This is a genomic window from Rufibacter sp. LB8, from assembly GCF_014876185.1.
GTDB lineage: Bacteria > Bacteroidota > Bacteroidia > Cytophagales > Hymenobacteraceae > Nibribacter.
Map to the genome: position 1 here is coordinate 1,009,967 of NZ_JADALJ010000001.1, position 23,705 is coordinate 1,033,671.

Genomic DNA, 23,705 nt, shown 5'->3' on the forward strand with positions numbered 1-23,705 from the left:
GAAATGAGGCTAAAAACGGAAATTTCTTATTAGTACTCCAACAACTCTTGCAGCGAAGCCAGAACTTTATCAGCGTTAGGCAGCATCATTTTCTCCAGTTCTACATTCAACGCAATGGCCGGTAAATCTTTGGCGCCCAGCGTGAAGACCGGCGCATCCAGATTCGTGAAGCAGGTTTTGCTGATGCGGCCCGCCAAGGACTCCGCAAAGGAATTCATCAGCGGTTCTTCGGTTAAGACCAGCACTTTGCCGTGGCGTTTCACTGATTCTTCCACCAGTTCATAATCTAAGGGGTTTAAGGTGCGCAAATCCACAATTTCAATGGAACCCGGCAGGTGCTTGCTGGCTGCTTTGGCCCAGTACACACCCATGCCGTAGGTAATCACCGTGGCTGAATTTCCCAGGTTGATTTGCTGTTCCTCGGCGTGCTGCACTACGCGACCTTTGCCCAGGGGCAACACGTACTCAGCGTCTGGCTCCAGTGTTTTGGCGTCTTCAGTGCCCGGTACTTTTGACCAGTAAAGGCCTTTGTGCTCCAGCATGACCACGGGATTGGGATCCAGGAATGCAGCTTTCATGAGGCCTTTCATGTCGGCGGCATTGCTGGGGTACACTACTTTAATGCCTCTGATGTTGAGCAAGGTAGACTCCACACTGCCCGAATGGTAAGGTCCGCCCCCGCCATACGCGCCAATGGGCACTCTGATCAAAGCTTGCACCGGAAACTTGCCCATGCTCAGGTAACAGCTTTTAGACAATTCCTCCACCAACTGGTTAATGCCCGGCCAGATATAATCCGCGAACTGGATCTCCACAATGGCCTTGGCTCCCACCGCCGACATGCCCGCCGTGGACCCGACAATATATGCTTCCTGAATGGGCGTGTTGAACACGCGGGCATCACCGTACTTTTTAGCCAGTAAGGCCGCTTCCCGGAATACGCCGCCCAATTCGCCGCCCACATCCTGGCCGTAGAAAAGCGCCTCAGGGTATTGTTTCAGAATTTCATCTACGGCGTGCAGCGCAGCATCTACCATGGTAGATTTCTCAGCGTTGGCCGGGGCGCGGTTTCCTTTCTCTTGGGTAACCGGCGTAGGCGCGAATTCGTGCTGGTCAAAGGTCTGCGGGTCTGGGTCTGCGGCGGCCAGTGCTTTTTCATACTGGTCCTGCACTTCCTGTTTCACTTCCTCAGCCACTTGTATCAATTCATCGGCGGTGAGCCCGGCAGACAATAGATGCGTTCCAAGTTTAGGCAAAGGATCCAGCAGGCTGTGCGCAGACAAATCCTCGCCCCGGTACCATTCGCGTCTTACGCCAGACGTATGATGGCCCAGCAATGGACATTTGGCGTGTACCAGCACCGGTTCTCTTTCCTCGCGGCAGATTCTGAACGCTTCTTCCATGGTTTGGTACGATGCCTGGAAATCGGCTCCGTCTACCTGCAGCCGCTCCATGCCTTTGAAGCCCGCGGCATATTCGTAAGCGTTCATGGCGCGCATCTCAGACCCTTTCGCCGAAATGCCCCAGTCGTTGTCCTGCACCAGGTAAATGATGGGCAATTTTTTGAGGACCGCCATCTGGAATGCCTCGGCCACTTCTCCTTCGGTCACAGACCCATCGCCTAAGGAACATAGCACCACGCGGCCTTCTTCAGACTTCTGTAATCCTTGTGATTCAAAATACGACAGCGCATGCGCCATGCCGGTAGCTGGAATGGCCTGCATGCCGGTGGCCGAACTTTGGTGCGGAATCACCGGAAACCCCTCGCGGCGCAAGGACGGGTGCCCGTAATAGGTGCGACCTCCGCTGAACGGATCATCGCGCTTGGCCATTAGCTGCAGCATTAGTTCATACGGCGACAGGCCCAGACCTAAAAGAATGGATTCATCGCGGTAATAAACTGAGAGAAAATCTTTGGGTGTCAGGTGAAAAGCGGTGGCCAGTTGAATGGCCTCGTGGCCGCGGGATGTGCTATGGACGTATTTACTGCAGGTAGCTTTGTTCTCTTCATAGGTGTCTGCCAGTGCTTTGGCCGTGAGCATGAGGCGGTAGGCCTTCAGGAGCAGGGCAACATCAACGTCAGGCGTAGTCTCTACTGGTTGGGGTGTCATAAGCTAACATTTGTTTGCTTTCTAAATTACGGCTTATTCCGCAGAATGCAAAATGAAGCGGCCCACCGGTAATTGAAAGGAATGCGCTATTTTTGCCTAACCGGCGAATGCTTTCACCAAGACCTAAAATGCATGAGAGATAAAATAGAAAAGTGGTTCAAGAATTTCCAGGAAAGGCTTACGGCAGACCTGGAGACCTGTGACGGAAAAGCCACCTTTAAAGCTGACCAATGGGAACGACCTGGCGGCGGCGGCGGCGAAGCCCGGGTCATCCAGAACGGGGCCGTTTTTGAGAAAGGCGGCGTTAACTTTTCTGCCGTGGAAGGTGAGTTACCCGAGGCCGCGGCCAAAGCCCTGCACCTACCAGACCCGCACTTCTTTGCCACCGGCGTATCTGTGGTGATGCACCCTGAAAACCCACACGTGCCTATCACGCACATGAACGTGCGTTACTTTGAGGCTGGCAACGGCGAGGCCTGGTTTGGCGGCGGCATTGACCTCACCCCCATCTACGTGAACAAAGAGCAGGTCACGTTTTTTCATCAGGCTTTGAAAACCACCTGTGACCGTTTCCAACCCACCTATTACCCAGAGTTCAAGAAATGGGCCGATGATTATTTTTACATCCCGCACCGCGCCGAGACCAGGGGCGTTGGTGGTATTTTCTTTGACCGGCTCACGGCTACGCCAGAAATTTCCCTGGAGGAGCGCTTTGCCTTTGTGCAGGCCGTAGCCGACACCTTTGCCCCCACTTATACCGCCATTGCCAACCAGAACCGGAATCTGCCTTACACTGAACAAGAGAAAGCCTGGCAACTGACCCGGCGCGGCCGCTACGTGGAATTTAACCTGGTCAATGACCGGGGCACTAAATTCGGGCTGGAGACCAATGGGCGCACAGAGTCTATCTTGATGAGTTTGCCGCCGCTGGCTAGTTGGGAGTACAATTTAATTCCCGCGGAAGGTTCTGCTGAGGCGGCGGCGCTGGCTTGTTTCCAGAAAGGAATTGACTGGGTGAACCAATAATCTTTGCCATGGAAAAACTGAAAGCCCTGGACCAGGAATTATTTCTGGAGTTGAACAGCCACCACTCCCCTTTCTGGGACAGCCTGATGGTGTTTGTCTCCAACAAATTCGTCTGGATTCCTTTTTACCTGCTCCTGATTGTTCTGCTGGTGTATTTTTACAAGCGGCGCGGCGCATTGATGATCATGACCCTGGGCGCCAGTGTGGGCTTGGCAGATTATGTGTCTTCAGGAATTTTCAAGCCTTTGTTTGAACGCTTGCGGCCTTGCCATGAAGCGGTATTGGGTGCTACCGTTTATGTGGTGGAAGGCTGTGGCGGTAGGTTTGGGTTTGTCTCTTCGCACGCAGCCAACTCCTTTGCCATTGCCGCGTTTTTGTGCTTTCTGCTGCCGGCGCGGCAATGGCTGTTAAAAGTGCTGTTGGTCTTTTGGGCGGTGGTGATTTCCTACAGCAGAATTTACTTAGGCGTGCACTACCCCGGGGATATTACCGTGGGCGCGGCCATTGGCACGGGCGCCGCTTTTTTAGGGGTTTACTTGTACAAGCAAATCTGCCAGCGGTATTCCTTTTGGCGATAAAAAGATGATTCCGTTTTCGGGCTCATTTCTGAAAATGAGCCCGAAAACGGCTTCTATTTCTGGAGCAGTCTCGCCACGTATTTGCCAATAATATCAAACTCAAGGTTTACTTCACTCCCTGCTTTCACGTCTTTCAGGTTGGTGAATTCATAGGTGTACGGGATAATGGCCACTGAGAAAAAGCCTTCGCCGGACTCCACTACTGTCAGGCTGATGCCGTTCACGCAGATGGAGCCTTTCTCCACGGTAATGTTGCCCGCGCTCTGCGGCTCATACCTGAACCGGAACAACCAACTGCCCTTCAGGTCTACTACTTCCTGGCAGACACCGGTCTGGTCCACGTGGCCTTGCACAATGTGCCCGTCATAGCGGCTCCCGGCCAGCATACAGCGTTCTAGGTTCGCATGGTCGCCTACCTGTAGTTTACCTAAGTTGGTACGGTTCAGGGTCTCGGCGATGGCCGTAACGGTGTAGGTGTCGTTTTCAAGTTCCACCACTGTCAGGCAGACGCCGTTGTGGGCCAGGCTCTGGTCAATTTTGAGCTCAGACGTAAACGGGCAACGCAGCGTGAAATGCCGGTTGGCCTGTTCATCTTTAATGGCTACTACTTCGCCCTGCGCTTCTATAATGCCTGTGAACATAGGTTAATGTGCTAATATATTAATGTGCTAATGTGCTAAAGGTTAGATGCGTAAGTGAAAAACAATTCAGTTAGCACATCAACTAATTAGCACATTACTTTCCTCTTCCCTGCACAATGATTTTGATAGTGTAGAGCAAAACCCTGAAATCCATGGCCAGGGACATGTTTTCAATGTATAGAATGTCATATTTAAGGCGTCTCACCATTTCGCCCACGTTCTGGGCGTAGCCAAATTTCACCTGGCCCAAAGACGTGATGCCGGGCCGAACACGGTGCAGATGCTTATAATGCGGTGCTTCCTGGGTGATAAGGTCAATGAAATATTGCCTTTCAGGGCGTGGGCCTACCAAACTCATCTCGCCAATGAGCACGTTGTAAAACTGCGGCATTTCGTCTAGCCGCACTTTGCGCATGAACCGGCCAAACTTGGTCACGCGCGGGTCAGTGTCAGAAGACAGGGCCGGTCCCATTTTCTCAGCATCAATGTACATGCTCCTGAACTTCACAATCTGGAACGGCTTTCCGTGCCAGCCCACACGCTCCTGCGTGAAGAAGATGGGCCCTGCCGAGGATAATTTCACCATGATGGCTAAAAATGCATACAACGGAAAGAACACCACCAACACAGACAAGGCCACCACAAAGTCAATCACACGCTTTAAAATCTGTTGCCAAATGGGCATCAAATCGCGCTTCACCTCAATCAAAGGCGTCCCGAACAAGTGGCTGACCTTCACAGAACCCAGTAGAATCTGGTACACGTCTGGAATAATGCTGATTCTTACCTGTTCGCCTTCCAGGGAGCTCAAAATCTGTTCAATCAATTTGTGCTCAGAAGGCTCAATGGCAATGATGACTTCCTCAATGTTGTTTTCCCGGATAACGTTGGGCAACTGCCGGAAGGTACCCAAGCACGGAATCTGCTCCTGAAAAGAGTTGTGTTTGGCTTTCTGGCTCTGCACGTAGCCCACCATTTGCAGGCCCAGGTGCCGGTTGTTGGTCTGTAGCTCATCATAGACATCGCGGGCGTTGTGGTTGGAGCCCACCACCACGGCATTGAAAGACACCTTGCCCTGAATCACCAATTTCTTGAGATGGTACAGCACCATCATCTTGCCCACCACCGCAAACACAAAATGAAGCAGAAAATATGTGCCTATGGGCTTGGAGTAGAGTTCATATTTGCTCAGCAGCGGGTCTTCCCACATAAACGCGAAGAAGATGGCCAAGGCGCCGCCAATAGAAATACTGCCCAGGTTCAGAATCTCCTTGAACCTGGAAAGCCTGAAAATATCACGGTAACGGCCCAGCAACGCGTAGAGCACTACCCAGAAAGATGCCACAATCAAAGACCTCACTAAAAACAGCGAAGACTCTGAGGTTAAAGGCTCTAGCACGAAGTAGTTCCTGGACAGATAGAAGACCACCCAGGCGCTGAACGCCGCTATAAAATCTGCTAATATAATCTTATATAAATGTAGGTTACTTCTTACGCGCATGCTCAACAAAAAAGTGGCAGAAGCCCGGGCGGGGCTAAGTGCAAAGCTAAGCAATTATTAAAATTTCTGAGATATTTTACGCCTTCCGGCCTATGCCAGCCAGAATTGCTAAATTAGCGCAGGATTAAAGGAATGGCATTTGCCTAACCTGCAACACCAAAGAAAGCAAGGCCGAAGGAAGTATGCTAGAAGACAATTACAAGCACAAGGGAATGCGGAAAAGTTTGGTACGCACCGTGGCCGGCAAAGGCATTCAAGACGCGCGCGTGCTCAATGCCCTGGAGCAGGTTCCCCGCCACTTCTTTTTTGAGAAAGCATTTCTGGAGCAGGCCTACCAAGACAAAGCGTTTCCTATTGGCGAAGGCCAGACCATTTCCCAGCCCTACACCGTAGCCTACCAGACCGAGCTCCTGGACTTGCAGCCGCACCACAAAGTGTTGGAGATTGGTACCGGCTCTGGCTACCAATGCAGCATTCTGCTCCAGATCACGCCCCATGTTTACACCATAGAATACAACGAAGTGCTGTTTCACAAAGCCCAACGGCAACTGCAGGTTATGGGATTGCAGGCGCACACGTTTTTAGGCGATGGCTCTGAAGGTTTGCCCCAACACGCGCCCTATGACAGAATCATTGTGACGGCGGGCGCGCCCATCATCCCTAAAAACCTTCTGACACAACTAACCATTGGCGGCAAACTGGTGATTCCGGTGGGCGATACCGGCGTGCAGAAGATGCTGCGCCTAACCCGCGAAGGCCAGGAGGAATTCACCAGAGAAGAATTTGCCAACTTCAAGTTTGTACCGCTCCTGGGTAAACAAGGCTGGAAATAAGAGCCTACTCTTCTTATGCCAGGTTAAAGCAAACCCCAATTCAGAAAGTTGTGGGGCATTCACGGGCAGCGCGTATCTTTGCAACCTCAATACTTAGATAGAACTCACATGCGCAAGCAAAGAAGCGTGAAAGACTCTTACGTTAGAATGACGGAGCTGGTCCTTCCCAACGATACCAATACCCTAAACAACCTCATGGGTGGCAAGATGATGCACTGGATGGACATTGTCTCGGCCATCTCGGCGCAGAAGCATTCTAACCGGATAGTGGTGACCGCCTCCGTGGACAATGTTTCTTTTCGGGAGGGCATCAGACTGGGCAACGTGGTCACCCTGGAAGCACAAGTGACCCGGGCCTTCAGTTCTTCCATGGAAGTGCACATTGAGGTTTGGGCGGAGGACATTCCATCCGGTACCAAAGTAAAATCAAACGAGGCATTCTTCACCTTTGTGGCCGTGGACCAGTCGGGGAATCCGATTGATGTACCGGAGGCGGTGCCGGAATCTGAGGACGAGAAGAAATTGTTTGAAGGCGCGCTTCGTCGCAGACAACTCAGATTGATTCTGGGCGGCCGCATGAAACCCAATGACGCCATTGAACTGAAAGCGCTTTTCGCGTTAGAAGACTAGTCCCACCTTTAAAGCCCTTTTGGCCATGGAAAAAGACCTCGCCTTTCTGCAATCCCTGTACGCGCAAGACACCCTGTACGTCATTCCGGAGCAACAACCCACAGAATTGGTGCCGGGATTTCCTTTGCCATCCGCACCGGAGCCCGTTGCCCCATCTTCGCAGGAATTAACAATGCCTGTGAGCGTCGTAACAACCGAGTCAGAAGCGCCAGCACCTGCCGTCATTCAAAAAGAAACGGTTCCCATAGCCTGGCTGGGCGAAGCGGTGAAAGGGACTTACTTGTTATTTGACGTTCCGGAAGACGTCTTTGCCGAATTGCCGCAGCACTTGTTCTTGCAGAAAGTAATGGCCGCCGTGGGCTTGACCACCGGGCAAATCAGGTTCGGGAATCTTTCCAAAAGCCTGGTGCATGATATAAAGGAAATAGCCGCCACTCAAAACGCCAGACAAATCATCTTGTTTGGGCAAGACATGCCGGTGGCTAATTTAGACAAGATGGAGTTTTACCGCATGTACAAATTCAACGAAACCCGGTTTGTACTGGCCGATGCCCTGACCGACATTGAACAAGACACCGCCCTCAAAACCAAACTGTGGGAGGCGATGAAAAAAATCTTCCTTCAGTAGAACATCTGTTTTAGAGGAATCTGTAAAGGGTTTCCCAAAAGTGTAGACATCATTTGCTTGCATCTCGCGAGTGAAAATAGCACAGACCATCTTAGATTTTAAAACAAAATAGCCGTTGGTAAATCAACAGCTGTTTTGTTTTTACTTTATTTCCTACCTCCTTTCCTTTTCGGGCTCATTTCCAGAAATGAGCCCGAAAACGCAAAGTTTAATACTTTGCATATTCTAAAAACTGCTCTAAAGTCTGAAAACTGTGCCCTTGTTGGTGTTATCACCAACAAGCAAAACGACCGCTGCACCTCCCACCACCTTTCCTTTAAACGGAAAACCGCTTAAACCAAGAATTCCCGTTTTCAGGCTCATTTCTGAAAATGAAGCCGAAAACGGGAATTTTAATGGTAATCTGTAATAGACGAAAGCTTAACGCTCATGTTTACTTCAGCAAAGAAGCCAGCTTCTCCTCCAGGGCGGCACCACGTAAATTCTTGGCGATGATCTTTCCTTCTTTGTCCAGTAGAACGGTCTGCGGAATGGCGGTCACTCCATACAAGGCGGCGGCGCTGCTTTCCCAGCCTTTCAAATCAGACACGTGGGGCCAGGTAAGTTTGTCTACTTCAATGGCTTTCAACCACTTGCCGCGGTCCTGGTCCAGGCTCACACCAAAAATCTCGAACCCTTGGTCTTTGTATTTGTTATACATGCGCACCACATTGGGGTTTTCCTGGCGGCAAGGTCCGCACCAGCTAGCCCAAAAGTCAATCAGTACATATTTGCCTCTTAATGAGGACAAGGCCAATTCTATACCGTTGGGTGCGGGAAGTTTGATATCTGGGGCCAGGCTGCCTAAAGCGGTGGGCCGGATGGCGGTCAGTTTGGTCTCCAGCGCTTTGGTGTATTTAGAAGACGGCAAGTTGGTTTTCAGCACGGCGGTCATGCTGTCTACAAACGGAAACTGCTCTTCCAGATTGATAACATTGCCCGCCACGTACGCCGACACCACCGAGGAAGGGTTGGCTCTGACAAACTTCTTGAGGGTTTCCTGGCTTTGGCGCTGCATGCCCATGAACTGCTCCTGCAACTGGCGCATCTCTTCCTGCTTGCCCGCGGTGGCCGCCGCTTGGTACCGTTGGTTTAACTCTACGGCCTGCTGCTGCGTGGCCTGCATAATGCCGTTCAGCTCTTTGATCAACTGAGAGTCTTTGGAGCCTTTCACGGTATAGCTTTCGGCCACCTTGCCCGAGTCTGCGGTGATTTCAATCTGTTGGTTGTCTACCACCAGCATAATGCCTTCCTGGTTCTCAAACCCCAGTTTGTAAATGGCGGGCTCAGACACGGTGCCTTCTATGCTGAACGTGCCGTCTTTGTTGATTTGGGCAGTGTCTCTTGGTGTGAAGCTTTGTTCGCTCAACTCGTCTAAGAAGACCTTGCCGGTGGTCATGTTGTTGATTTTGCCCGAGATGCGGTAGCTTTTGTCAGTGTCAATGGTGCTAACCCCTTTTTTCTGGCAGGCTCCTGCCAGCAGTAAGGCGGCGGCCCCAAAAATGAATTCTTTCTTCATAGTTTGCTTGAAGTGATATTATTTATCCAGGCTGTCTTTCAGTAACTTATTGGTGAGTTTAGGATCTGCCTTGCCTTTGGTTTGTTTCATGACATCGCCCATGAACATGCCCAGCAAGGAGGCTTTTCCGGCTTTGTACTCAGCTACCTTTGCCGGGTTGGCCGCCAATACGCTGTCAATAATGGCTTGCAAGGCGCCTTCATCAGATTCCTGCACCAGGTTCTGCTCAGTGGCTACCTGTTGGGCGGTTTTGGTTGGATTTTCCAGTAAGTACGGGAAAATCTGCTTGGCCGCTACCGTATGGCTCACTTTGTTGCTGTCAACCAATTCAATTAACCCGGCAATCTGCTCTGGTTTTAACGGGAAAGCGCCCATGCTCAACGTCAACTCATTCAGGTAGCTTTTCACCGGGCCGCTCATCCAGTTGGCCGCCGCTTTGTAATTCTTGGTTACCTGGCAGAGCTGGTCAAAATACAAGGCAATCTCCTTGCTGTCTACCAACACGTTGGCGTCATAGTCAGACAGGCCGTATTCTTGCGTGAAGCGGCTATACAATTCCTGCGGAAGCGCGGGCATGCTTTCCTTCACCGAATTCAGCCATTCATCGGAGATTTTAACCGGCGGAAGGTCTGGCTCTGGGAAGTAGCGGTAATCGTTCATGGTTTCCTTGGAGCGCATGCCGGTGGTGGTGCCAGTGTTGGCGTCAAAATTCCGGGTCTGCGAATCTATAGTGCCACCGTTCTCCAGAATCTCAATCTGACGCTCAATCTCGTGCTCAATGGCGCGCTGCACGTTCCGGAAGGAGTTCATGTTTTTCACCTCCACCTTGGTCCCCCACTTGCTGGCGCCTTTTTTCATGACTGAGATGTTGGCATCACAGCGCAAAGAACCTTCTTCCATGTTTCCGTCACAGATCTCCAGGTACTGCACCAGTTTCTTTATTTGGGTCAGGTAGGCATAGGCTTCCTCAGAATCTCTGATGTCTGGCTCCGACACAATCTCAATTAAAGGCGTTCCGGCGCGGTTCAGGTCCACCAAGGTCTCAGTTTCTCCGGCCAAGTGCATGGATTTACCGGCATCTTCTTCCATATGAATACGCGTGATGCCGATGCGCTTGTCGCCGCCTTCTTTGGTTTTGATGTCCATGTAGCCCTTGGTGCAGATGGGGCCTTTGTCTTGAGTGATTTGGTAGCCTTTCGGGAGGTCTGGGTAGAAGTAGTTCTTGCGGGCGTAAATGTTGTTGCGCTCAATGGCACAGTTGGTAGCCAGGCCCATTTTCATGGCCATCTCCACCACTTTCTTGTTCACGCGCGGCAAGGTGCCTGGGTGCCCCAAGGTAATCACGCTCAGGTTAGTGTTGGGCAGCATGCCGTACTCCGTGGAGTCAGCTGAATACGCCTTGCTTTCGGTCAATAACTGGGCGTGTACCTCCAACCCGATGATGGCCTGGTACTGGGAACGGGTTTCTTCGTTCATGTTTTATAAAGTATCAAGTATCGCGTATCAGGTAGCAAGACTTTTGTACGCAATTTCTGTTTTAGGTCTTATTTCGAATTTAGAGCCGGAAAACGACTCCTAATATTTAGCCTTGTTTCTGTTTTCGGCTTCATTTTCAGAAATGAAGCCGAAAACAGAAAACTTATTTTATCAACGATTCCGCCTTGGCTAAAGCTGCTTCTAAACCAGAAACTTCTTTTCCTCCGGCTGTGGCATAGAACGGTTGTCCGCCGCCGCCGCCTTTGATTTCCTTGGCTAACTCTTTCACCATCTGCACCGCGTTCAAGCCTTTGCCCGAAACCACTTCATCTGAGAGCATAACGGCCAATTGCGGTTTTCCGTCTATGTTGGCAGCCAGCACCAGCACCAGGTTGTTCACCACACTGCGCAGGTCGAAGGCCAGTTTCTTCAGATAGTCGGCATTGCTTACATCTACCTTGGCAGCCAAGAAATTTATGCCGTTAACAGTACGCACCTGAGAAGCCAGTTTCTCCTTCTGGGCCGTAACCTGCTTCAATTCAAACGCTTCTAATTGCTTGCGCAAGGCGGCGTTCTCGTCCTGCAGTTTTTCTATGGCCTTGCCGAATTCCTTCTGCACGCCCAGCACCTGCTTCACTTCCTCAAACTGCGTGATTTGCTCGTCTACAAATGCTTCGGCCACATCAGCAGTTACGGCTTCAATACGTCGTACACCCGCGGCTACCGAGCTTTCGCTGATAATTTTGAAGAACCCGATGTTACCCGTGTTTTGCACGTGAATACCGCCGCAGAGTTCAATAGAGAAATCTCTGTTGAAGGTAATGACACGCACAAAGTCACCATATTTTTCCCCGAACAAGGCGGTAGCGCCCAGTTGCTTGGCTTCTTCAATAGGCACGTTGCGGCGCTCGTCTTTCTCAATGGATTCACGTATGCGCTGGTTTACAATCTGCTCAACTTCGCGCAGTTGCTCCTCCGTTACTTTGGTGAAGTGCGAGAAGTCAAAACGCAACAGTTTATCGCTTACCAGGGAGCCTTTCTGGTTCACGTGGTCGCCCAGCACCTGCTTTAGGGCGGCGTGCAACAAGTGCGTAGCCGAGTGGTTTTTCTTGATTAGCGCCCGGCGCGAATTGTCTACCTTGGCCACCAACGTTTCTTCCAGGTTCTTCGGAAGCTCCGTGGTGATATGCACAATCAGGTCGTTTTCTTTGACCGTATTGATCACTTTCACTTTGCCCGAAGCAGATTCCAGGAAGCCGGTGTCGCCAATCTGTCCGCCGCTCTCAGCGTAAAAAGGCGTGCGGTCCAGAACTACGTGGTATTCCTTTTTGTTTTTAGCCGTCACCTCGCGGTAACGTACGATGCGTGCTTCCGTTGACTCAGCATCATAGGCCACCCATTCGGTTTCAGTGTCAGGCTGGAGCATCACCCAGTCGCTTTGCTCTGTCTGCGCGGCGTTGCGCGAACGGTTTTTCTGCTGTTCCATTTCGGCGGTAAAGCCCGCTTCGTCAATGGTCAAGCCACTTTCCTTGGCAATCAGCGCCGTCAAGTCCAGCGGAAACCCGAAGGTGTCATATAGTTCAAAGGCGGTCTTTCCGTCTATTGTATTGCCATTGGCTTTGAAGGAATCTTGTAACGTATCTAAGCGCTTTAGGCCATTTTCAAGCGTACGCAAAAATGCATTTTCCTCTTCCTCAATCACGCGCTGCACAAAGGCCTGTTGGGCTTTCAGTTCTGGGAATACGTTTGCCAGTTGGTCGGCCAATACCGGAACGATGGTGTTCAGAAACGGCTTCTTGAAATTCAAGTACGTGAAGGAATAGCGAACTGCGCGACGCAGAATCCGACGAATCACGTAACCGGCTTTGTTATTGCTCGGCAACTGCCCATCAGCGATGGTGAACGAGATGGCTCTGATATGGTCAGCGATGACGCGAATAGCAATGTCTACCTTCTCATTCTCGCCATACACCACGCCGGCTTCCTTGGCGATGAACTGAATCATCGGCTGGAAAACGTCGGTGTCATAGTTTGACTGTTTTCCTTGGATGGCCATGCACAAACGCTCGAAACCCATGCCCGTATCTACGTGTTGCGCAGGGAGTTTCACCAAAGAGCTATCTGCCAGGCGGTTAAATTCCATGAACACGTTGTTCCAGATTTCCACCACTTGCGGATGGTCATTGTTCACTAAAGATTTACCGTCAACCTGGGCCCGTTCTTCGTCCGAACGCAAGTCCACATGAATCTCAGAGCACGGTCCGCAGGGACCGGTATCGCCCATTTCCCAGAAGTTGTCCTTTTTGTTGCCCATCAAGATGCGGTCTTCGGCAATCATGGTTTTCCAGATGTCGAAGGCCTCCTGGTCCATGGGCAAGTTTTCAGAAGCATCGCCCTGAAATACCGAGACGTAGAGCCGGTCTTTGGGCAGTTTATACACCTCGGTCAATAATTCCCACGACCATTTCAGGGCATCCTGCTTAAAGTAATCACCGAAGGACCAGTTCCCCAGCATCTCAAACATGGTGTGGTGGTAGGTGTCATAGCCCACTTCTTCCAGGTCATTGTGCTTGCCAGATACGCGCAGACATTTCTGGGTATCTGCCACTCTAGCATTTGGCGCGGGTTTGTTGCCCAGAAAATAATCTTTGAACGGCGCCATGCCGGAGTTGATGAACATCAAGGTGGGGTCATCTTTCACCACAATAGGCGCTGACGGTACAATCTGGTGGCCTTTGGAGGCGAAGAAATCTAGGAACTGCTGACGTATCTGAGCCGAGGTCATGTATTTAAATAATAGCTTTGTAATAGGAGGCGCAAGGTCTTGTAAATGCGAAAGAAAAAGCGAATTTTTGCCCTTTCCCTGCCTATCGCCTCCATTGCAAAAGTAAGCTTTTTTACCAAATTGCGGCGGTGGTGCCAGCGTTTTAGCGCTCATTTTCAGAAATGAAGCCAAAAACAAGAAATAGTTCTGAGTCTTGAGTCTTGAGTCCTGAGTCGGTTCGAAGACATGCATCACACTCAGAACTCAGAACTCATGACTCAGAACTATCTCCACGTGCCCTACAAAGAACGCGACATAGAAAAGCAGTACTACAGCATTGGCGAAGTAGCCGCCATGTTTGACGTAGCGCCCAGCCTCATCAGGTTCTGGGAAACCGAATTCGATATTCTCAAGCCCAAAAAGAACAAGAAAGGCAACCGTCTTTTTTCGCCCAAAGACATTGAGAACCTGCGCTTTGTGTACCATTTGGTAAAGGAGCGCGGCTATACCATTCAAGGCGCCCGCGAAATGCTCAAAACCCGCGGCGTGCAGGTGCGGGAGAAATTTGAGATGATTCAGAGCCTGGAGAAAGTAAAGGATTTCCTGAACAGCATTAAAGCACAGCTGCCCTAAAAGGCTAGTTTTGAGTCTTGAGTCGAAAAATTATTTATTGACCTTGGACTCAAAACTCAGATTTTTTACTCCAAACTCTTTACCCGTTTTCGGCTTCATTTCTGAAAATGAGCCCAAAAACGACTTTCCTTAACTCCCCTTGCGGCGCTTCGTATTCTTGATGGCATGACTCAAGACTCAAGACTCAGAACTCAGGACTCAAATCCAACAGATTTGCTGTACCAGGTAGCCTTGCCGTTGATTCCGCACGTAGGAGGTGCAACGGCCCGGGCATTGGTGCAGGCGTTTCAGACGCCGGAGGAAGTTTTTAAAGCCTCTAGTGAGAAATTGGCGAAGGTGTTTGGCGTGGGGCAAGTTGTCATCAGAAGCATCAAAGCCCACCAAGCGGCGGCGCTCAAGCAGGCAGCAGAAATTATCCAGCGCGCTGAAAAAGAAGACATTCAGCTGCTGTACTACACCAATCCAGATTTCCCTGAACGGCTCCGGCATATTCCGGACGGCCCTCTCCTGCTCTATTATAAAGGCACGGCAGATTTAAATGCGCAGAAAGTCATCAGTATTGTGGGCACCCGCAAAAGCACTGAGTACGGGCAGAAAGTCACAGAGCAATTGGTAAAAGACTTGGTGAAACATGACGCGTTGGTGGTAAGTGGCTTAGCGTATGGCATTGACATCATCTCGCACCGGGCGGCTCTAAAAGTTGGTTTGCCCACCGTGGGCGTCATGGCCAACAGCCTGGAAATGATTTACCCCGAAGTACACGCCCGGGACGCCGAGAAAATGGTGCTGAATGGCGGGTTGTTGTCAGAATTTCCCTTCGGGACCAAGCCAGATGCCCCCAGGTTCCCCAGCCGCAACCGCATCATCGCCGGCATGGCCGATTGCACCATCGTGGTGGAATCCACGGAAAAAGGCGGATCGTTGATTTCCGCGGATATTGCCCACGGCTATGACCGCGAAGTGATGGCGGTGCCCGGGCCTATCAACGTGGAGACCTCGCAGGGCACCAACCAATTGATCAAAAGCCTGAAGGCCGTACCCTACACAAAATTCAAAGACCTGGAGGAATTGTTGAACTGGGACAAAGCACTGGCCCCACCTAGCCTGGCCAAAGTTGTGCCACCCAGAGATTTTTCCGGCTTTTCTGCAGACGAACAGAAAGTCCTCAAGATGTTGCAACACGCTGGCCCCACGCACATTGACGTGCTGGGCCGCACCACCCAATTCAGCATGGGGCAACTTTCCTCTATTTTATTCACTTTGGAAATGAGCGGTCAGGTAAAGGCCTTGCCAGGAAAATTATACAGCTTGCTATAACGCCTTACACTTACCCAATGGAGTACGTTTTATGGAACGGTCAGCTTACCGCAGAAGCGGATTTTCAACTGCTCTTCAGCAACCGGGCTTTTCAGTACGGTGATGGCTTTTTTGAAACTCTCTACTTCAAAACGGGCCAGCTTCTTTTTTGGGAAGAGCACATGGAGCGCATGCAGGAAGCCTGTAAGGTCTTAAAATTGACGTTTCCGGAGGAATTAAAATCAGCAGTATTTCTTCAGCAGATAACTTCTATGGCCAGTAAAAACGGCTGTACTGAAGAGGCAAGAGTGAAATTGAAAGTCTGGCGGTCCGGCGCCGGGCTTTACACGCCCCAAACAGATGAAGTAGATTGGTTTGTTTCTTTGCAGCCACTTCCTCCCCTTTCCAACCAACCCATTCGCCTTGAAATTTGCCAGACCGTGCGCACGGTTCCCAGTGTGTTTTCGGGGTTTAAGGGAATTAACGCGCCAGTTTACGTGCTGGCCAGCCGGGAGAAAGCGCACAAGAATTTAGACGATGTGCTGCTACTGAGCCCCACCGGATTCATGGCTGAACTTACGTATTCCAACATTTTCTGGGTGTCAGGAAACACTCTTTTCACGCCCGCCAACAGCACCGGCTGCGTGCACGGGGTGTTCAGGCGAAGGTTGAAAAAGTGGGCAAAAGAAAACAAGATGGCTTTTCAGGAAGGGGAATATTTGCCGGAAGAACTTCTCACAGCAGACCTGGTTTTTGGTGGCAATGTGCTGGGCATCAGGGAAATTAATCAACTCTCTGGCCAACCGCTTCCTACCAATTTAGACTTTGTAGACCGCCTACGGAAAGAGTTGTGGTGAGAACTTCCGTTTTCGGGCTCATTTCTGAAAATGAGCATGAAAACGGAAGTTTTATTTTGCTGCTACTTTGGAAGGTGCGTTGGCTTCCCAGATTCTGATGAAGTTGCCGCCCAGAATTTTCTCAATGTCTTTTTTCTTGTAGCCGCGCTCCAATAACGCTTTGGTAATCAAGGGATACGTGCTCACGTCTTCCAGGCCAGTAGGTGTTGAGGTGATGCCGTCATAGTCAGAACCCAGGCCCACGTGATCAATGCCTGCCAGTTTCACAATGTGGTCAATGTGGTCAATAAGCAAAGAGATAGGCGGCTTAATGGTAGCGGCTTCCTGCGGGTATTTTTTGTACAAGGCATCTCTAATGGCACCGGTGGAAAGTCCTTTCTCCCGCATTTGCCTGGCTTCTGCCTCATGGGTGGCCATAAACTGTTTCATGCGCATGGTAAAATCTCCGTCCAGGAACTCAGCGAAGAAGTTCAGGTGCACTACGCCCCCGTTCTTGGCCACGGCCATTATTTGGGCATCTGAGAGATTGCGGGAATGGTTGCTGAATTTGGCCGCGCAGCTATGCGACACCACCACCGGTTTAGTAGAAGTTTGAATGGCATCCCAAAACGTCTGCTCGCCCACATGCGATAAATCTACCAGCATGCCCAAGTTATTCATGCGCCGCACCACCTGTTTCCCGAAGTCATTAAGGCCTTTTTTGCCATTGTAACCCGATCCTTTGGTTTCATCTGCCGCCGAGGAAGCCCAGGAGGTGCTGTTGTTCCAGGTTAAGGTGAGGTAGCGCACGCCCCGCCGGTAGAAATGGTCCAAATTGTCTAGTTTATCTTCTATCATGTGGCCGCCTTCCACGCCGGTGAGTGAAGCTATTTTGCCTTGCTGCACCGCAGCGAGCATTTGGGCGGGTGAAGACACCAGCTGCAGTTTGTCTGGGTTGCGTTTCACAATGGCTTCCAGGGAATCAATCTGGTCATTCGCAAACTTGAAAGCTCTACCCTGACCATAGGTTTCGTCACAGAAAATGGCAAACAACTGCACGTCAACCCCTCCGGCTTTCATGCGGGTTAAATCGGTATGCGCCTTCCCGGTCAGGTCGTGTTCAATTTGGTGCCCTTCCATGACTACCTGTGAGAGCACGTCGTTGTGGGTGTCTACCAAAATGGCTTTCTGGTGAAGCGCCTGGTAATTGGTGGAGCAAGCGCCTAGAAATGAGCAAGCGCCTAAAAGGAGAAGCGTAGGAAATGATTTCATGCGGGGAATGGGCAACTTGCCACTATTTGAAAAGGCAGTTTAAGGAAAAGGCCTCAATCAACAAAATTTCTGCGGGCGGCTATAGTTTTTAGAACATGAAGTAGAGCTTAGTCCCAGGCTCGTCCGGCAATATTATCCAGGTATTTCTGGCCGGAGCCGGTATTTAAGAGTAAAAGATTTTGGTCAGAAGATAACCAGCCTGCCTGCAGAAGCTTTTGGGCAGCCATCCAGACAGCCGCTCCTTCCGGCGCCACAAATAATCCTTCCTTCTGCCCCAGTTCACGCAGACCTTGCAGCATTTCGTCCTCAGTGATACTGAGGGCCGTACCGTTGGACTCTTGAATAACCTGCAGCATCTGGGGTTCCCCAATGGGCCGCGGCACGGCCAAGCCGTTGGCTATGGTGGGTTTGCCATTATACTGCTGCGAGTTGGTTTGTTTGCCTAAAAAGGTATCTACCACGGGTCGGCAGTTATGGGCCTGCACGGCCACCATTCTGGGTAATTTTACGTCAGCCATAAGCCAACCCAAAGTTTTCATTTCCTGGAAAGCTTTCCAGATACCAATTAAGCCGGTGCCGCCGCCAGCTGGGTATAAAATCACATCTGGCAAGGTCCAGTTCATCTGCTCGGCAATCTCGTAGCCCATGGTTTTTTTGCCTTCCAGACGGTAGGGTTCTTTGAGCGTGGAAATATCCAGCAGTTCGCCGTTGGCGTTGAGGTTTTTAGCGAAGGCTGCGCAGTCGTTTATCAGCCCGTCCACCAGATGCACGTCGGCCCCGTACCAGTAACATTCCTCTAAAAATGCTTTGGGCGTGTGCCGCGGCATGACTACGGTGGCCCTCAAGTTGGCTTTGGCGCAATAGGCCGCCATGGCCACGCCCGCATTACCCGCGGTAGGCACCACGCAGCCCGTCACCCCCAATTCCTTGGCTTTGGAGACGGCCATGCTCATGCCCCGCGCTTTAAAGGAACCGGTGGGGTTTTGGCCTTCGTCTTTTAACCATAGCCGCGCAAACCCGACCTGTTCACCCAAATTGTTCAGGCGCAGCAGGGGCGTAAATCCTTCGCCTAAGGAGACAATGTTCCGGTCTTCTAAGACGGGCAACAATTCGCGGTAGCGCCACATGGTGCCCTCGCGTAAACTTAGCTGGGCTTTGTCTAGGGAACTAGGGAATTCATACTTCGCCAGCAAGGGCATGTGGCAGCACGCAGAGAGACGCTGCAACTCAAACGCAGAATACGAGGCTCCGCATTGGGAACATTGCAGATGAGACAAGGTACTGATGGACGTTTGAACCGCTGGTGACATGCCTTCTCACATTGGTATAGGCAAGCAAGTAGGCTAAACGGCAGTAGGGAGGCAAATAGTAAAAGGTGATAGGCTATTCCGTTTTGGAATACTGGCGCCGCACAAACTGAATAAAGTCTTTGGCCGGAATGGCGTTCTCGGTGCCTTTGCGCTGAATAAAATTAAACGTTCTTTGCACCTTAAGGTCTTTGATTTTTACTTCCACCAATTCTCCCGAAGCCAGTTCTGATTGCACCGCCTGCCTGGGCAAAAAAGCCAGACACGTATCTACCCGCACAAAATTCTTAAGTGCTTCGGTGCCGCCCAACCGCACCCGAATGGGCAGGTTTTGCAGCTTCACTCCCTTCTCTTCCAAGGCTTTCTCCAGCACCGCCAACGTACCGGAGCCGGTTTCCCGAAGGGCAATTGGGATTTGGCATAAACTGTTGACGTCTATCTGTTGGCCCGCCAAGGGGTTTCTGGAGGAACAGACCGCTATGACTTCATCAATGAGAAAAGGCGTGTAGGTCACGTTGGTGACTTTGTAAATGCTTTCAATAATGCCCAAATCTATTTCATGGGCCAGCAGCGCCTGTAATATATTCTGGCTGTTCCGGTTGCGCAAAGTTACCTGCACCGCTGGGTTCCTGGTCAAATAGCCAGACAATACGGGCGGCAGAATGTACAAGGAAATGGTGGTGCTGGCGCCTAATACCAAGGTAAACTGGGGCGTGAACCCACGGGCCAATTGCCCTATTTCCTGGTGCAGTTCATGTTGCAATTGCTTTACGGCCTCCAGTTTTTCAAACAAAGCCTTGCCCGCCAAGGTCAGTGATATGGTATTTCCCAAGCGCTCAAACAATCCAGTCTTGTAATACTCTTCCAGCGCCTTAATCTGCTTACTTATAGCCGACTGGCTGATGTACAAGGTATGGCTGGCCTTGGTGAAACTTAATTGGCGGGCTACCTCAAAGAAAACCTCATGTTTGGTGGAGATCATACTGGTAAGTTAATGGACGCAAACAATTGAAGTACCGATGCCTAAAAGAAAACCTGTTAGCACTTAACTTTTTTACAGCTGGTCGAGGTCTGTTTTGGTGAAATCGTTCTCAGTGTTTCCGGTATTTAAGGTGCTGGCGGGTTCGAACAAGAGCACGCTCACTTCTTCTGGGGCCACCGGGCGGTGCTCCACTCCCTTCGGGACGATGATAAATTCTCCTTCCTGCAGTACTTCGGTCCGGTCCCTGAACTCTAGGTTTAGGGTTCCTTTCAAGACCAGGAAAAGCTCATCTTCCTCGGCGTGATGGTGCCAGACAAATTCGCCTTTTAATTTGGCCAATTTCACATGTTGTCCGTTTAGGGCCCCCACAATTTTAGGGCTCCAGTAATCCTGGAACAAACTCAGTTTTTCAGCGAGCGATACTTTTTGCATAAAATGTATGGTGGAGAGACTAAGATACGGCCCAATCTTAAAGGTGCAAACCGTTCGGGTTCCCAAAGAAGGAAGAAACAAAAAACGCCTCCCAAGTTGGGGAGGCGTTTCAAAAGAAAGGAGTTTAATTTCTGTAGGGCTAAACCGTCTGCTGTTTGTTTTTGCGTTGGGTTCTGAGTTTGTCTGCTAATACGTAAATGTCACCGTATTCTTTGGAGAATTCTTCCGCGTCATTTAACAAGGTGTCCAGTTTGCGCGATTCTTTGTTGCGGGAGTTCATTTCAGGAAGGTAAATAGCCAGGACCGAAGAACAGGCCACTACCATGAATATAACCGTGCGGATGGCGGCGGCATCACTGTCATAAGAGGTGAAAACCAGGAGAAACGTTGCAGCAAAAAATACGATTGCTGTAAGCGAAGATCTAAATGACTTTTTCATATTTTTAGCAGTTAGGGGTACAACTATACCCTTAGAAGGATTCTGGTCCCTGCTTTAGTTCCCCTCTTTATGTCTTTTGCTTGAAACACAGTCACTTACATAATTGACAAATATAGCCTTTCAAAGAACTTGCCATCTGCCACAACCTTTTGCAGCTAGAACATTTCTAGGAGTAGCTGCAGTTGCAAGCGCCGGGAGTAGGTACCGTTTTCGGGCTCATTTCCGGAAATGAGCCCGAAAACGCAATCTTCTTAAGTATATTTAGTATAGTTTTATAGGAGTATTTAAAGTCCCTTCTGATAAATAGCCTTGTCAGGAGTAAATATCTGATAGCACTTATACCACAGAAAAAAAATTGAAAATTCTTTTAAATAATTAGAACAGGCGTGCCCAAAAGAAGAACCTTTTGGTAAAAGGTATAGACGTTCAAGGGCATGGATTCCTTAAAGTGTTGAACAAGGAACCAAGTTATTCTGTAGGTTAAGCTAGCAGGCCCTCCAAAAAACTTAAGAACATAGGTCCTAAATTTATATTTAGTAATCTGGATTAAAATAATCTCGGTGGTGGCCACATGCCACTTACTAATCTCTAATAAGAAAAGAGCGCCTTTCTTCACTAGAAGAAAGGCGCTCTTTGTATGGGTTGGTTCTAACGCTTAAGAAGCTTTCACGGATAATTGTTTTTTGAGTTTGCGTTGCTGCTTCATTTTATCTGCCAGTACATACACTTCGCCATATTCCTGGGAGAATTTCTGAGCGTCATTCAAGACCGCGTCATATTTAGAAGTTGCCTTGGCGGTGTTGGCACCTGGCAGACGGTCCCAATAAATAGTGAGAACTGACAAAACACAACCCAAGCCAATGCAGCTTAGAATTCTGAAGGCCGCCACATCACTGTCTTGAGATGTGAAAGCAAGTAGAAAAGTGCAGGCGAAAAATGCCAGGGTAACTGTGGTAGCTAAATGGTTCTTTTTCATCATTTGTTAGTTTTAAAAATATGATAGAACGGTATCAGGTATGCTGCATTTGGGGGAAGGTCCTTTATTTAACTATACCCTTAATTTTTTCAAAAGTTACAATTTTATATCTGTATTCTGCAAGTTTTTTTTCAATTATTTAAATATGGCAGGAAGAAGTTGTTTTAAGTAAGGTTTTATGCTGCCAAGGATTCCCTCTTTGATCATCGCCACTATTTTATAGGCTCATTTTTTAAAAGCCGGCACCGCATATTTCTGCGTACCAGTTTCTATCTTCCCACTTTCTACCTGCTATGAACCTAACGCAACGCTATCGTCCGTCCCTGGCCCTTCTCACCGACATGTACCAGCTCACAATGGCCCAGGGCTATTGGAAAAACAACCGGGCAGAACAAGAGGCCGTGTTCCATCTGTATTTCCGGAAAAATCCGTTCAATGGGGGCTATACTATTGCCGCGGGCCTGGAAGAAGCCATGGACCTGATCAACCATTTCTCTTTCACGCCAGAGGACCTTGCCTATTTAAGAAACCTGCGCGGGAGTAAAGGGCAACCTTTGTTTGGGGAAGGCTTTCTGAACTATTTATCAAACCTCACTTTCACCTGTCAGGTAGAAGCCATGCCCGAAGGAACGCTGGTGTTCCCCAATGAACCGCTGCTCCGTATCACAGGGCCAATTCTCCAATGCCAACTCCTGGAAACGCCTTTGCTCACCATCCTGAACTTCCAGACGTTGATTGCCACCAAAGCCGCCCGCATCATAGACGCTGCGCAAGATGATCAGGTGATTGAGTTTGGCATGCGGCGGGCCCAAGGTCCGGACGGTGCTTTGAGTGCGGCGAGGGCGGCATTTATTGGGGGCGTGGGCGCCACTTCTAATGTTTTGGCGGGCCAGTTGTTCAATATTCCGGTGTAAGGCACGCACGCGCACAGCTGGGTCATGTCTTTTGACGAAGAACAAGAAGCGTTTGCGGCATACGCCGATGTGTTCCCAGATGATTCTGTGTTTCTGGTTGATACCTATAATACTTTAGAAGGCGTAAAAAAAGCCATTGCTGTGGCCCAGGACTTAAGAGCCAAAGGCAGCGAATTGAAAGGAATAAGGCTGGACTCCGGCGATTTGGCTTACCTGAGCATTGAGGCCAGAAAACTGCTGGACGCCGCGGGCTTCCCCAAAGTAGCCATATTGGCAAGCAATGACCTGGACGAATACCTTATCCAAAGCCTGAAGCAGCAGGGCGCGCGCATTGACACCTGGGGCATTGGCACCAAACTGGTCACCGCGTATGACCAACCAGCCCTGGGCGGCGTGTACAAACTGGCCGCCCTAAAAACAAAAGACGGCACCTGGGATTTCAAAGTAAAACTGTCTGAGCAACTCATCAAAGTCTCCACGCCAGGCATGCTGCAGGTCCGCCGCTTTTACACTTCTGATGGATTGGTGGGCGACATGATTTACTCAGAAACTGAGGGCGTGCAAAACCCGCCCGTAATGGTCCACCCCAACGACCCCACGCAAACCAAGACCTTTCCCTCAGATTGTCAATTTGAAGATTTGCTGGTACCCGTTTTCAAAGACGGCCAACAAGTATACACGTCCCCCAGTCTGGTAGAAATACAGGCGCGCACCAAACAACAAGTCTCCTTATTACATGAAACCTACCGCCGTCTTCTAAACCCGCATATCTACAAAGTAGGGCTAGAGAAACAGCTGAATGAAAAGAAAATGGCTTTGGTGGTAAAACTTCGGGGAAAAGGCGCCTCAACTTCTGAAGACTAACCTAGAAT

Annotated in this window: 22 protein-coding genes; 10 read left to right on the top strand and 12 right to left on the bottom strand. The window is 50.1% G+C overall.

Annotated features, from left to right (window positions below; translation table 11 throughout):
• Window positions 1–29: 29 nt before the first annotated feature.
• The gene (locus IMY23_RS04300) at window positions 30–2,111 is read right to left on the bottom strand and encodes a thiamine pyrophosphate-dependent enzyme (RefSeq protein WP_192820904.1); all 2,082 of its coding nucleotides are present in this window, start codon (window positions 2,109–2,111) and stop codon (window positions 30–32) included.
• 132 nt (window positions 2,112–2,243) lie between these two features.
• Between IMY23_RS04300 and hemF the strand changes: the two genes are divergently transcribed.
• Window positions 2,244–3,137, top strand: coding sequence for an oxygen-dependent coproporphyrinogen oxidase (gene hemF / locus IMY23_RS04305; RefSeq protein ID WP_192820905.1), 894 nt, complete (start codon window positions 2,244–2,246; stop codon window positions 3,135–3,137).
• A gap of 8 nt (window positions 3,138–3,145) precedes the next feature.
• Window positions 3,146–3,715 carry a phosphatase PAP2 family protein gene (locus tag IMY23_RS04310; RefSeq protein WP_192820906.1) on the top strand — a complete coding sequence of 190 codons (570 nt, stop codon included), beginning with the start codon at window positions 3,146–3,148 and terminating at the stop codon, window positions 3,713–3,715.
• Between the two features lie 53 nt (window positions 3,716–3,768).
• Here the strand turns inward: IMY23_RS04310 and IMY23_RS04315 are convergent, their stop codons facing one another.
• Both IMY23_RS04315 and IMY23_RS04320 read right to left on the bottom strand, forming a co-directional pair.
• Window positions 3,769–4,356 carry a riboflavin synthase gene (locus IMY23_RS04315; protein WP_192820907.1) on the bottom strand — a complete coding sequence of 196 codons (588 nt, stop codon included), beginning with the start codon at window positions 4,354–4,356 and terminating at the stop codon, window positions 3,769–3,771.
• Between the two features lie 94 nt (window positions 4,357–4,450).
• The gene (locus tag IMY23_RS04320; protein WP_192820908.1) at window positions 4,451–5,857 is read right to left on the bottom strand and encodes a sugar transferase; all 1,407 of its coding nucleotides are present in this window, start codon (window positions 5,855–5,857) and stop codon (window positions 4,451–4,453) included.
• A gap of 212 nt (window positions 5,858–6,069) precedes the next feature.
• Here IMY23_RS04320 and IMY23_RS04325 point away from each other — a divergent pair, with 212 nt between their 5' ends.
• The 3 genes from IMY23_RS04325 (at window position 6,070) to IMY23_RS04335 (ending at window position 7,948) form a co-directional block, all read left to right on the top strand.
• Complete coding sequence (locus IMY23_RS04325; RefSeq protein WP_255431385.1) at window positions 6,070–6,690, top strand: protein-L-isoaspartate(D-aspartate) O-methyltransferase; 621 nt, start codon at window positions 6,070–6,072, stop codon at window positions 6,688–6,690.
• Between the two features lie 108 nt (window positions 6,691–6,798).
• Entirely contained in the window at window positions 6,799–7,320 is a 522-nt protein-coding gene (locus tag IMY23_RS04330; protein WP_192820910.1) for an acyl-CoA thioesterase, read from the top strand.
• A gap of 25 nt (window positions 7,321–7,345) precedes the next feature.
• Window positions 7,346–7,948 (top strand): hypothetical protein, encoded by a 603-nt coding sequence (locus IMY23_RS04335; protein WP_192820911.1) that lies wholly within the window; start codon window positions 7,346–7,348, stop codon window positions 7,946–7,948.
• 433 nt (window positions 7,949–8,381) lie between these two features.
• On the opposite strand, the gene IMY23_RS04340 is transcribed toward IMY23_RS04335, so the two are convergent.
• The 3 genes from IMY23_RS04340 to alaS form a co-directional block, all read right to left on the bottom strand.
• A complete protein-coding gene (locus tag IMY23_RS04340; protein WP_192820912.1) occupies window positions 8,382–9,506 on the bottom strand; it encodes a TlpA disulfide reductase family protein in 1,125 nt (374 codons plus the stop codon).
• Window positions 9,507–9,524: 18 nt separating this feature from the next.
• Window positions 9,525–10,982, bottom strand: a complete 1,458-nt coding sequence (gatB, locus tag IMY23_RS04345; RefSeq protein WP_192820913.1) for an Asp-tRNA(Asn)/Glu-tRNA(Gln) amidotransferase subunit GatB — start codon at window positions 10,980–10,982, stop codon at window positions 9,525–9,527.
• 163 nt (window positions 10,983–11,145) lie between these two features.
• Complete coding sequence (gene alaS / locus IMY23_RS04350; protein WP_192820914.1) at window positions 11,146–13,767, bottom strand: alanine--tRNA ligase; 2,622 nt, start codon at window positions 13,765–13,767, stop codon at window positions 11,146–11,148.
• Window positions 13,768–13,992: 225 nt separating this feature from the next.
• On the opposite strand from alaS, the gene IMY23_RS04355 reads away from it, so the two are divergent.
• The 3 genes from IMY23_RS04355 to IMY23_RS04365 all read left to right on the top strand — a co-directional run bounded on the left by IMY23_RS04355 (window position 13,993) and on the right by IMY23_RS04365 (window position 16,532).
• The gene (locus tag IMY23_RS04355; RefSeq protein ID WP_225986409.1) at window positions 13,993–14,379 is read left to right on the top strand and encodes a MerR family transcriptional regulator; all 387 of its coding nucleotides are present in this window, start codon (window positions 13,993–13,995) and stop codon (window positions 14,377–14,379) included.
• A 165-nt stretch (window positions 14,380–14,544) separates the two neighbouring features.
• Entirely contained in the window at window positions 14,545–15,696 is a 1,152-nt protein-coding gene (gene dprA, locus IMY23_RS04360) for a DNA-processing protein DprA (RefSeq protein WP_192820915.1), read from the top strand.
• Window positions 15,697–15,713: 17 nt separating this feature from the next.
• Window positions 15,714–16,532: an aminotransferase class IV gene (locus tag IMY23_RS04365; protein ID WP_192820916.1), complete on the top strand. Its 819-nt coding sequence runs from the start codon at window positions 15,714–15,716 to the stop codon at window positions 16,530–16,532.
• A 51-nt stretch (window positions 16,533–16,583) separates the two neighbouring features.
• Here the strand turns inward: IMY23_RS04365 and IMY23_RS04370 are convergent, their stop codons facing one another.
• The 6 genes from IMY23_RS04370 to IMY23_RS04395 form a co-directional block, all read right to left on the bottom strand.
• Entirely contained in the window at window positions 16,584–17,783 is a 1,200-nt protein-coding gene (locus IMY23_RS04370) for a dipeptidase (RefSeq protein WP_192820917.1), read from the bottom strand.
• A gap of 107 nt (window positions 17,784–17,890) precedes the next feature.
• Window positions 17,891–19,093: a threonine synthase gene (locus tag IMY23_RS04375; RefSeq protein ID WP_192820918.1), complete on the bottom strand. Its 1,203-nt coding sequence runs from the start codon at window positions 19,091–19,093 to the stop codon at window positions 17,891–17,893.
• 73 nt (window positions 19,094–19,166) lie between these two features.
• On the bottom strand, window positions 19,167–20,072 hold the full coding sequence (locus IMY23_RS04380; protein ID WP_192820919.1) for a LysR substrate-binding domain-containing protein: 906 nt from the start codon (window positions 20,070–20,072) through the stop codon (window positions 19,167–19,169).
• A 72-nt stretch (window positions 20,073–20,144) separates the two neighbouring features.
• Complete coding sequence (locus tag IMY23_RS04385; protein ID WP_192820920.1) at window positions 20,145–20,504, bottom strand: cupin domain-containing protein; 360 nt, start codon at window positions 20,502–20,504, stop codon at window positions 20,145–20,147.
• 139 nt (window positions 20,505–20,643) lie between these two features.
• The gene (locus tag IMY23_RS04390; RefSeq protein ID WP_192820921.1) at window positions 20,644–20,943 is read right to left on the bottom strand and encodes a hypothetical protein; all 300 of its coding nucleotides are present in this window, start codon (window positions 20,941–20,943) and stop codon (window positions 20,644–20,646) included.
• Window positions 20,944–21,598: 655 nt separating this feature from the next.
• Window positions 21,599–21,919, bottom strand: a complete 321-nt coding sequence (locus IMY23_RS04395) for a hypothetical protein (RefSeq protein ID WP_192820922.1) — start codon at window positions 21,917–21,919, stop codon at window positions 21,599–21,601.
• A 293-nt stretch (window positions 21,920–22,212) separates the two neighbouring features.
• Here IMY23_RS04395 and IMY23_RS20280 point away from each other — a divergent pair, with 293 nt between their 5' ends.
• Together IMY23_RS20280 and IMY23_RS20285 are read left to right on the top strand one after the other, a co-directional pair.
• Window positions 22,213–22,833 (top strand): hypothetical protein, encoded by a 621-nt coding sequence (locus IMY23_RS20280; RefSeq protein ID WP_370589829.1) that lies wholly within the window; start codon window positions 22,213–22,215, stop codon window positions 22,831–22,833.
• A gap of 24 nt (window positions 22,834–22,857) precedes the next feature.
• Entirely contained in the window at window positions 22,858–23,697 is an 840-nt protein-coding gene (locus IMY23_RS20285) for a hypothetical protein (protein WP_370589830.1), read from the top strand.
• Window positions 23,698–23,705: the final 8 nt, after the last annotated feature.

Bases quoted from the DNA above. Each gene is read 5' to 3' on its own strand.
- IMY23_RS04395 (WP_192820922.1), bottom strand. From the start codon at position 21,919: ATGAAAAAGAACCATTTAGCTACCACAGTTACCCTGGCATTTTTCGCC.
- IMY23_RS04310 (WP_192820906.1), top strand. From the start codon at position 3,146: ATGGAAAAACTGAAAGCCCTGGACCAGGAATTATTTCTGGAGTTGAAC.
- IMY23_RS20285 (WP_370589830.1), top strand. From the start codon at position 22,858: ATGTCTTTTGACGAAGAACAAGAAGCGTTTGCGGCATACGCCGATGTG.
- IMY23_RS04390 (WP_192820921.1), bottom strand. From the start codon at position 20,943: ATGAAAAAGTCATTTAGATCTTCGCTTACAGCAATCGTATTTTTTGCT.
- dprA (WP_192820915.1), top strand. From the start codon at position 14,545: ATGACTCAAGACTCAAGACTCAGAACTCAGGACTCAAATCCAACAGAT.
- IMY23_RS04355 (WP_225986409.1), top strand. From the start codon at position 13,993: ATGCATCACACTCAGAACTCAGAACTCATGACTCAGAACTATCTCCAC.
- IMY23_RS04375 (WP_192820918.1), bottom strand. From the start codon at position 19,093: ATGTCACCAGCGGTTCAAACGTCCATCAGTACCTTGTCTCATCTGCAA.
- IMY23_RS04340 (WP_192820912.1), bottom strand. From the start codon at position 9,506: ATGAAGAAAGAATTCATTTTTGGGGCCGCCGCCTTACTGCTGGCAGGA.
- IMY23_RS04300 (WP_192820904.1), bottom strand. From the start codon at position 2,111: ATGACACCCCAACCAGTAGAGACTACGCCTGACGTTGATGTTGCCCTG.
- IMY23_RS04330 (WP_192820910.1), top strand. From the start codon at position 6,799: ATGCGCAAGCAAAGAAGCGTGAAAGACTCTTACGTTAGAATGACGGAG.
- hemF (WP_192820905.1), top strand. From the start codon at position 2,244: ATGAGAGATAAAATAGAAAAGTGGTTCAAGAATTTCCAGGAAAGGCTT.
- IMY23_RS04385 (WP_192820920.1), bottom strand. From the start codon at position 20,504: ATGCAAAAAGTATCGCTCGCTGAAAAACTGAGTTTGTTCCAGGATTAC.
- alaS (WP_192820914.1), bottom strand. From the start codon at position 13,767: ATGACCTCGGCTCAGATACGTCAGCAGTTCCTAGATTTCTTCGCCTCC.
- IMY23_RS04370 (WP_192820917.1), bottom strand. From the start codon at position 17,783: ATGAAATCATTTCCTACGCTTCTCCTTTTAGGCGCTTGCTCATTTCTA.
- IMY23_RS04315 (WP_192820907.1), bottom strand. From the start codon at position 4,356: ATGTTCACAGGCATTATAGAAGCGCAGGGCGAAGTAGTAGCCATTAAA.
- IMY23_RS04320 (WP_192820908.1), bottom strand. From the start codon at position 5,857: ATGCGCGTAAGAAGTAACCTACATTTATATAAGATTATATTAGCAGAT.
- IMY23_RS04325 (WP_255431385.1), top strand. From the start codon at position 6,070: ATGCGGAAAAGTTTGGTACGCACCGTGGCCGGCAAAGGCATTCAAGAC.
- IMY23_RS04365 (WP_192820916.1), top strand. From the start codon at position 15,714: ATGGAGTACGTTTTATGGAACGGTCAGCTTACCGCAGAAGCGGATTTT.
- IMY23_RS20280 (WP_370589829.1), top strand. From the start codon at position 22,213: ATGAACCTAACGCAACGCTATCGTCCGTCCCTGGCCCTTCTCACCGAC.
- IMY23_RS04335 (WP_192820911.1), top strand. From the start codon at position 7,346: ATGGAAAAAGACCTCGCCTTTCTGCAATCCCTGTACGCGCAAGACACC.
- IMY23_RS04380 (WP_192820919.1), bottom strand. From the start codon at position 20,072: ATGATCTCCACCAAACATGAGGTTTTCTTTGAGGTAGCCCGCCAATTA.
- gatB (WP_192820913.1), bottom strand. From the start codon at position 10,982: ATGAACGAAGAAACCCGTTCCCAGTACCAGGCCATCATCGGGTTGGAG.